The following is a 7,060-nucleotide window of genomic DNA, read 5'->3' as shown; positions in this document are numbered from 1 at the left end:
GAAAGGATGGCTGGGAGGGATCGCCTCCCATGAAGCTGAACCTCTACACCATCGACCATGCACCCCGGGCACTCCCAATTTGGGAAACGATCCTCGAGGATCTTGGCCGGCCTCCGCCGCACCGTGTCGCACGGGTCCTGGGGGTCGGCTTGAGCACGGTCTACCGATGGAACAAGGCGCGGTCGGCGCCGCGCTCCGCCTGCTTGGCGCTGTACTGGCTGACCCGCTGGGGTCGCTCCGCGGTCCATTGCGCGGCCGTCAACGATGCCACGGCGGCTGTGGGCTACGTCAACGCGCTCCGGCGGGAAAACGGCGAGCTTCGCGCCCAGCTCGCCCACGTCCTGGCGCTCTCCGATTCTGGCGCTGCCAATGCGCCCCTCCTGGGAGACGGCCGTGGCTGACCTCCTTCATCGGATGCCGTGTTCGAAGGGGGGCCCCGCAGGGGGGAGCGCGAAAGCTCCCGGGGGCGGGCAAAGCCCGGTGTGGGGGTGCAACCCGCGTGCTGACGTGCTCTCGGCTAGTGACTGGTGTTGCAGCGCTGTGGAGGGTGACCCTGGTAAGCAATCCGAAGGCAGGCCGGGTAGCAGCTGGACGGACGGACGGGGGCGGGAGACGAGGTACGAGGCGACGCCCCGGGACGGACGGACGGCGGCGCCCCGGCGACCGCAGGGAGGCGGGGCGGCCGAAGGCCGACCGGCCTAAATTTATTCCTAGGACACTTTAGAACAATGAGTAAACAAAGCCGGCGATCGGCACCCCCCTTCTTCATAGACAGAACGGTGGTGCTAAAGTGATACCACATCAAACGAAAGGGGGCCCTCGTGGCGTTCACTGCTCGTCTGCCCGAATCGGTCGAGGCCGATGCCAAAGCCTATGCGGAGTTCGTCGGGGTCAGCATGAATGCGCTCCTGGCGATCGCGCTGCGGGACTACCTCGATGCCCGTATGCCGGATGGCCCGGGTGTGCGCAGGGCGCCCAGGCCCCCTGCCTCGGTCGAAGCGCCCTCACCGGCCCAGAAACCGGCCTTCAAGGCCCCGGCGAGCCGTTCGGACCCCTGCCCCTGCGGTGCGGTCGATCTGAACGGCCACGCGCTGAAGTGGAAGCACTGCCACGGCAAACCCTGAGGGGGCGTCATGGCTGAGCCCGCGTTCCAAGTTCGGGACGCCTGGGAGCGGATGGCCGATGGCCCGTTCACGCCCTACGACCCCTGGGACCGGCTGGCCATGGAGGCGGTCAAAGGCCGCTGGCACCGGGTTCGCTGCTGGCTCTTTGGGTCCGTCGAGGGCGACATATGGCGTCTTCTCAACGGTGATCCGCTCTACACGGCTGCGCACATCGGCGTCGGCTGGGCCTGGGGCCTCGATATCTGGCGCGCAAAGTGGGATATGCGGCTCAGCTACACGCTGAGTATGTGGATAAGTGGTATCACGAAACCCTGGCGGGGTTATACATTGGCGCGGTTATTCAGGTCATCCCAAGGGTTGATCCAGCCCCTCTCTGGGCCCCCTCGACACCGCTGATGCGGCGTTCGAGAGCGCTCGCGAACGCTCAGATCAACCCGGCAGCGCGCGAGGATGTGGCGATGAACGGCTCAGGGTCTGCCTCGGGCTCGGCCTCGACGGCGCGATCGAAGGATGCTGCGTCGGCCTCGCCAGGCGTCAGCGTCTGCTTGTCCAGTGGGCGGCAGATGCGACGCTGCAGGCGGTTCAGGCGATCGGAGTGCTCCATCGCCTGGACCACCGCTTCCGGCTCCATCAACAAAGCGAACGGGTTCGACGTGATCTGGATCGGAAGCATGCTGTCCCTTTCGAAGGTGGCGTGGCGATGATCCCAATGTAGGCAGGCCGAGTGGCCTGCCGTAGTCGTCCCGGCGCCAAATGGCGTGTCGGAATTTGGATGACACGCTGTCGGGTCGAGACCTCGCCGTGGTCCTCAGCGCGCCGGCAAGGCCGCGAGCCGCAACGCGAGCCGTTCGCGTCCGGCCCTCTGCGCCAGGTCGGCCGCCGTGAGTTCGTTGCGTTCGCGCGCCTGAGGATTCGCGCCGGCAGCCAGCAAGGCGTCGATCAGGTCCTCACTGGCGTGCAACACGGCCATCATCAAGGGTGTGCGTCCGTTCGGCGCCCGGGCATCGACGACGGCACCCTGCTTCAGCAGCAGTTCCAGCACGGGCTGCGAGTTGCCTGCCGCGGCGTAGTGCAGCGGCGTCCAGCCCGGCGGGTCGACGACCGCGCCGCGCTCGATGAGCGCCGATGCGACCTCGGGTTGCCCCTTGAGAGCGGCCACCATCAGCGGCGTCTCGCCCGCGGTGTTGCGGGCGTTGGGGTCGGTGCCGGGCAGGCGCGCGAGTGTCAGCGCGGCACCGGCGGATTCGGCGAACAGTGCGCGGGAGATGGCGGGTTGGCCCTTGGGATCGGGCGAATTGGGGTCGAAGCCGAGCGCGACGAGCTTGCGGATCGCCGCACTGTCGTCGCTGACGACGGCCCGGAAAAAGTCGTCGTAAGAGCCGGCGTTGGCCGAAGAAAATGACAGAGCGACAAGCAGATACAGAAGCTTTTTCATGTCGTTTATCAGAAATTTTCAGGCTCCCGCAACTGCACGGCCGGGCCGAACAGGCGCTCGAAGTTGCGGCTCGTCGCCTCGGCTACGGCCTCGATGGAACAGCCCTTGATCTGCGCCAGTTGTGCGGCGACCAGCGGTACGTAGGAGGGGTTGTTGGTCTTGCCGCGGTGGGGTGCGGGTGCGAGGTAGGGGCTGTCGGTCTCGATCAGGCAGCGGTCAAGCGGCACTTCGCTCGCCACTTGGCGCAGTTCGGCGGCGTTCTTGAAGGTCAGGATGCCGGAGAACGAGATCATGAACCCGAGTTCCAGCGCCTGGCGCGCGACCGCGCGGGTCTCGGTGAAGCAGTGGAAGACACCGGTCACGCCTCCCTCAGGGCCGGCGCCCTCCTCGCGCAGGATCGCCAGCGTGTCGTCGCTGGCGCTGCGGGTGTGGATGATCAGCGGCAGGCGGCTCTCTCGCGCGGCCCGGATGTGGACGCGAAAGCGCTCGCGCTGCCAGGCCATGTCGGCCACGCTGCGCTCACCGAGGCGGTAGTAGTCGAGCCCGGTCTCGCCGATCGCGACGACGCGCGGCCGTGCCGCCAGCGCCAGCAGATCCGCGACGCTGGGCTCCCGCACGCCCTCGGTGTCGGGGTGCACGCCGGCGCTGCACCAGAAGTTGTCGTGCCCCATGGCAAGCGCATGGACGGTGTCGAACTCTTCGAGCGTGGTGCAGATGCACAGGGCGCGATCGACCCGCTCACGCGCCATCGCAGCGCGGATGGACGGCAAATCGGCCTGCAGTTCGGGGAAGCTCAGGTGGCAATGGGAGTCGACGAACATCGCGGGCAGATTCGTCAGAAGGAATTCAGCGGAATGATCGGCGTGGCGCGGGCGGGCCGCCCTCTTCGACTCGGCCGATCCGGCCGCCGGCTAGATGGTCTGCGTCGGCTTGGCCGAGGAGATCGAGGTGCCGAGGATTTCCTCGATCTTGACCTTCAGCAGGCGGGTCTTCTCGTCGGTCGGAAAGCGGACACCGACGCCTTGCGTGCGGCCCCCCGATGCGTTGGCCGGCGTGACCCAGCCGATCTTTCCGGCCACCGGATAGCGCTGCGGGTCGTCGGGCAGCGAGAGCAGCAGGTAGATGTCCTCGCCGAGCCGGTATTCGCGCGTGGTGGGCACGAACAGGCCGCCTTCGGCGAACAGCGGGATGTAGGCGGCGTACAGCGCGCCCTTCTCGCGGAACACGAGCTGGATCACGCTCGGGCGTGCGCTGTTGGCAGCAGCGCTGGCGGGGCCCCGGGCGTTCGGTTCGTTCATCACTTCAGTGTAGCCAATGACGGGCCGCGCGAGTGTTGCGCATCGCCTTCTTTGCCGGGCCGCAACGCCGCGCGCACCCGCAAGACCAGGGCTTCCACGCCGAGGCCTGCGTTCCATGGATGCTCGGCGTGTCGAGCCGCACGGCGCAGGTCTGCGGAGCAATCGGTCAGTCGCGCCACGTCGCCGCCGGCCGGCAGGCCGTCGGCCGGGAAGTAGCGGGGCAATGCCCCGACCGCGATCGCCAGTGCATCGTGGCAGAGCTTCTGCAAGGCATCGATCGCAATCGGCAGCGGCCAGGTCGCCAAGGTGGCGGCCTGGCCTGCCAGCACCTCGCGCGGCAAGCGCAGCCAGGCCGGTGCATCCACCCCCAACGCGAGCCGCTCGTGCGCTTCCAGCGGCTGGCCGCCAGCCGCCGCCAGCAACACCTCGGGTTGCGCGACCTGCCGTGCGGCCAGCCAGCCGGCCGCGACATCGGGCGCTGGCAACGGCACGCGCAGGGATTGGCAGCGGCTGCGCACCGTCGGCAGCAGACGCTGCGGCGCGGCGCTGGCCAGCACGAAATGCGCCCTTCCCGGCGGCTCTTCCAGCGTCTTCAGCAAGGTGTTGGCGCTCGCGGGATTCATGCGTTCGGCCGGGTAGATCACCGTCACCTTGGCGCCGCCACGCGACGAGGTCTGCTGGGCAAAGGCCACGGCCGCGCGGACCGCCTCGACCTTGATCTCGCGGCTGGGCTTGGCCTTGCTCTTGCCGCCCTCGCCGTCGGCGGCCTCGTCGCTCCCCGACCATCCCAGCGCCTCCTGGAGTGCCTCGGGGACCAGGACCATCAGGTCGGGATGGGTGCGAGCCGCGATCAGCCGGCAGGCCGCACACCCCCGACAGGCGCGGCCACCGGGGCGCGCCGCCGGGTCATCGCCTTCGCACAGCCAGGCCGCCGCCACCGTGAGTGCCAGCTCGAACTGCCCTACCCCTTGCATGCCGTGCAGCAGCAAGGCATGACCGCGCGTGCCGTGCAGCGCCTGCGCGAGCGGGGCCTCGAGCCAGGGCAGCAGCCCGTCGTCGGAACTGGCGCTCACCAGCCCCGCTCCGCCAGCATGGCTGCGATCTGCACCGCCACCTGGTCGCGCGATTGCGAGGCGTCGATGCGCACGAAGCGCTCCGGCTGGGCCTCGAAACGTGCCCGATAGCCGTCGCGTACGCGATGGAAGAAGGCCTCGTCCTGCCGCTCGAAGCGGTCCGGCGTGCGAGCCGCCACCAAGCGCTGCGCCGCGACAGCCGGATCCAGGTCGAACCACAGCGTCAGGTCGGGTTGGCGCAGCCCGCCAGGGCCGCGCTGTACCCAGCTCTCCAGCGTGGTCAGCACCGCAAGGTCGAAGCCGCGGCCAGCCCCCTGGTAGGCGAAGGTCGCATCGGTGAAGCGGTCGCACAGCACCACGGCGCCGCGCTCGAGTGCAGGCGCGATGCACTGCTGCAGATGGTTGCGCCGCGCCGCGAAGATCAGCAGCGCCTCGGTCAGCGCATCCATGCCCTGGTGCAGCACCAGATCCCTCAGGGTCTCGGCGAGGGTGTGCCGCCCGGCTCGCGGGTGCGCACGACCTCCAGGCCGCGGCGCTGCCAGCGCTCGGCCACGGCATCGAGGTGGCTCGACTTGCCAGCGCCGTCGATGCCCTCGAAGCTGATGAAGCGCCCGGACGGCGGCGCGAGGGGAGCGGCGCTCATGGCGCAGCGCCGCGGCCGCCGCCGCGCTGGTATCGGTTCACGGCCCGATTATGGTCGGCGAGGTTTTCGCTGAACTGGCTGCTGCCGTCGCCCCGGGCGACGAAGTACAGCGCCCGGCTCGTCTCCGGCCGCACCGCCGCGATCAACGAGGCCTTGCCCGGCATCGAGATCGGTGTTGGGGTCAGGCCCGTGCGCAGGTAGGTGTTGTAGGGCGTGTCGGCCTGCAGGTCGCGCCGCCGCAGGTTGCCGTCGAAGGCCTCGCCGAGCCCGTAGATCACCGTGGGGTCGGTCTGCAGCGGCATGCCGATGCGCAGCCGGTTCACGAACACGCTGGCGACCTTGCCGCGATCTGCCGTCTGGCCCGTCTCCTTCTCGATGATCGACGCCAGCGTCAGGGCCTCTTCGGGGCTCTTCAGCGGCGTGTCGGGCATCCGCTCGAGCCAGGCCGCCTCGAGGCGGCGCTGCATCGCGCGGTGGGCACGCTGCAGCACGGCGAGGTCGCTCGCCCCCTTGCTGTAGGCGTAGGTGTCGGGGAAGAACCAGCCTCCGGCGATCGGCCCGGTGAGCCCAGCGCTGCCATCACTTCGGCATCGTTCATCGAGGCGGTGTCCGGCTTCAGCGCCTCGGCCTTCGCGAGCTCCGCGCGGAACTGCCGGAAGGTCCAGCCTTCGATCAGCCGCACGGTGGCCTGGGCCTCGTCGCCGCGCACCATCTTGTTCAGCAGCGCGAGCGGCGTGGTGCCCGGGCCGATCTCGTAGCTGCCCGCGCGGATCTTGCGCGCTTGGCCGGACCAGCGGAACCACTCGTAGAGCAGCAGCGGCGGCGCGCGGACCCCTGCGTCGACCCACCCCTGGGCGATCTCGCGTGGCGACGTGCCCGGCTCCACCGACAGCTCGACGCTGGGCGAGGCCAGCGCCAGGGGCTGCGTCAGCCACCAGGCCGCCAGACCGCCGCCAGCGAACGCCAGCACCAACAGCAGGAACAGCCCTCGCTTCAGTGCGCGCTTCATCGTCGGGAGAGAACTTTCATGTCGACGCTGATGATAATCAGGCCATGTCGACCCCTCTCCCCTCCAGCACCTCCGTGGCCGACGGCGCCGTGCGCCTGCTGCACAGCGGAGTGATCCGCGCAGCCGGTGCCGACGCCGCGAGCTTCCTGCACGGCCAGCTCACCAACGACATGACTGGACTGGGCCTGGGCGAGGCCCGGCTCGCCGCCTACTGCTCGCCGAAGGGCCGCATGCTTGCGAGCTTCGTGGCCTTCAAGCGCAGCCACGACGAGATCTGGCTGGCCTGCCGCAGCGATGTGCTGCCCGCGACCCTCAAGCGCCTGCGCATGTTCGTGCTGCGTGCCAAGGCGCAACTGAGCGAAGGGGGCGACGACGCCGTGCTGGTGGGGTTGGCCGGCCGCAGCGCCGCGGCCTGGCTGGCGCAGGTGCTGCCAGCGGCGGTGAACGGCGCGGTCTGGTCGCGGCATGCGCTGGACGA

General features: G+C 69.3%; 7 protein-coding genes and 3 pseudogenes. 3 read left to right on the top strand and 7 right to left on the bottom strand.

The genetic code is table 11. The features are described 5' to 3' along the window. Both x551_RS16475 and x551_RS16470 read left to right on the top strand, forming a co-directional pair. The coding region (locus tag x551_RS16475; RefSeq protein WP_036229296.1) for a hypothetical protein at window positions 1-401 on the top strand (401 nt) is incomplete at its 5' end. Window positions 402-821: 420 nt separating this feature from the next. Continuing rightward, window positions 822-1,124 (top strand): SEC-C domain-containing protein, encoded by a 303-nt coding sequence (locus tag x551_RS16470; protein WP_011829449.1) that lies wholly within the window; start codon window positions 822-824, stop codon window positions 1,122-1,124. Between the two features lie 424 nt (window positions 1,125-1,548). Here the strand turns inward: x551_RS16470 and x551_RS16460 are convergent, their stop codons facing one another. The 7 genes and pseudogenes from x551_RS16460 to mltG form a co-directional block, all read right to left on the bottom strand. After that, entirely contained in the window at window positions 1,549-1,797 is a 249-nt protein-coding gene (locus x551_RS16460; RefSeq protein ID WP_011829450.1) for a hypothetical protein, read from the bottom strand. Window positions 1,798-1,932: 135 nt separating this feature from the next. Further along, window positions 1,933-2,559 carry an ankyrin repeat domain-containing protein gene (locus x551_RS16455; protein WP_011829451.1) on the bottom strand — a complete coding sequence of 209 codons (627 nt, stop codon included), beginning with the start codon at window positions 2,557-2,559 and terminating at the stop codon, window positions 1,933-1,935. A gap of 8 nt (window positions 2,560-2,567) precedes the next feature. Continuing rightward, the gene (locus x551_RS16450; RefSeq protein ID WP_036229305.1) at window positions 2,568-3,380 is read right to left on the bottom strand and encodes a TatD family hydrolase; all 813 of its coding nucleotides are present in this window, start codon (window positions 3,378-3,380) and stop codon (window positions 2,568-2,570) included. A gap of 90 nt (window positions 3,381-3,470) precedes the next feature. Then, the gene (locus tag x551_RS16445) at window positions 3,471-3,857 is read right to left on the bottom strand and encodes a PilZ domain-containing protein (protein ID WP_036229307.1); all 387 of its coding nucleotides are present in this window, start codon (window positions 3,855-3,857) and stop codon (window positions 3,471-3,473) included. Beyond that, window positions 3,857-4,930 carry a DNA polymerase III subunit delta' gene (gene holB, locus x551_RS16440; protein ID WP_036229310.1) on the bottom strand — a complete coding sequence of 358 codons (1,074 nt, stop codon included), beginning with the start codon at window positions 4,928-4,930 and terminating at the stop codon, window positions 3,857-3,859. Before holB ends, x551_RS16445 begins: the two co-directional genes overlap by 1 nt. Continuing rightward, window positions 4,927-5,573, bottom strand: a pseudogene (tmk, locus tag x551_RS16435) (dTMP kinase). The gene holB and the pseudogene tmk overlap by 4 nt, the downstream one beginning before the upstream one ends. Next, window positions 5,570-6,582: pseudogene (gene mltG, locus x551_RS16430) on the bottom strand (endolytic transglycosylase MltG). Before mltG ends, tmk begins: the two co-directional pseudogenes overlap by 4 nt. A 44-nt stretch (window positions 6,583-6,626) precedes the next feature. Between mltG and x551_RS16425 the strand changes: the two are divergent. Continuing rightward, window positions 6,627-7,060, top strand: a pseudogene (locus x551_RS16425) (folate-binding protein); the annotation flags it as partial.

Source organism: Methylibium sp. T29 (genome assembly GCF_000576205.1).
In the GTDB taxonomy this organism is placed as follows: domain Bacteria; phylum Pseudomonadota; class Gammaproteobacteria; order Burkholderiales; family Burkholderiaceae_C; genus Methylibium; species Methylibium petroleiphilum.
Note: the sequence above shows the minus strand (reverse complement) of the source record. Positions and strands in the feature narration are given on the sequence as shown.

Coding starts and splice junctions, on each gene's coding strand:
- x551_RS16445 (WP_036229307.1), bottom strand. CDS start 3,857: ATGAACGAACCGAACGCCCGGGGCCCCGCCAGCGCTGCTGCCAACAGC.
- x551_RS16460 (WP_011829450.1), bottom strand. CDS start 1,797: ATGCTTCCGATCCAGATCACGTCGAACCCGTTCGCTTTGTTGATGGAG.
- x551_RS16450 (WP_036229305.1), bottom strand. CDS start 3,380: ATGTTCGTCGACTCCCATTGCCACCTGAGCTTCCCCGAACTGCAGGCC.
- x551_RS16455 (WP_011829451.1), bottom strand. CDS start 2,559: ATGAAAAAGCTTCTGTATCTGCTTGTCGCTCTGTCATTTTCTTCGGCC.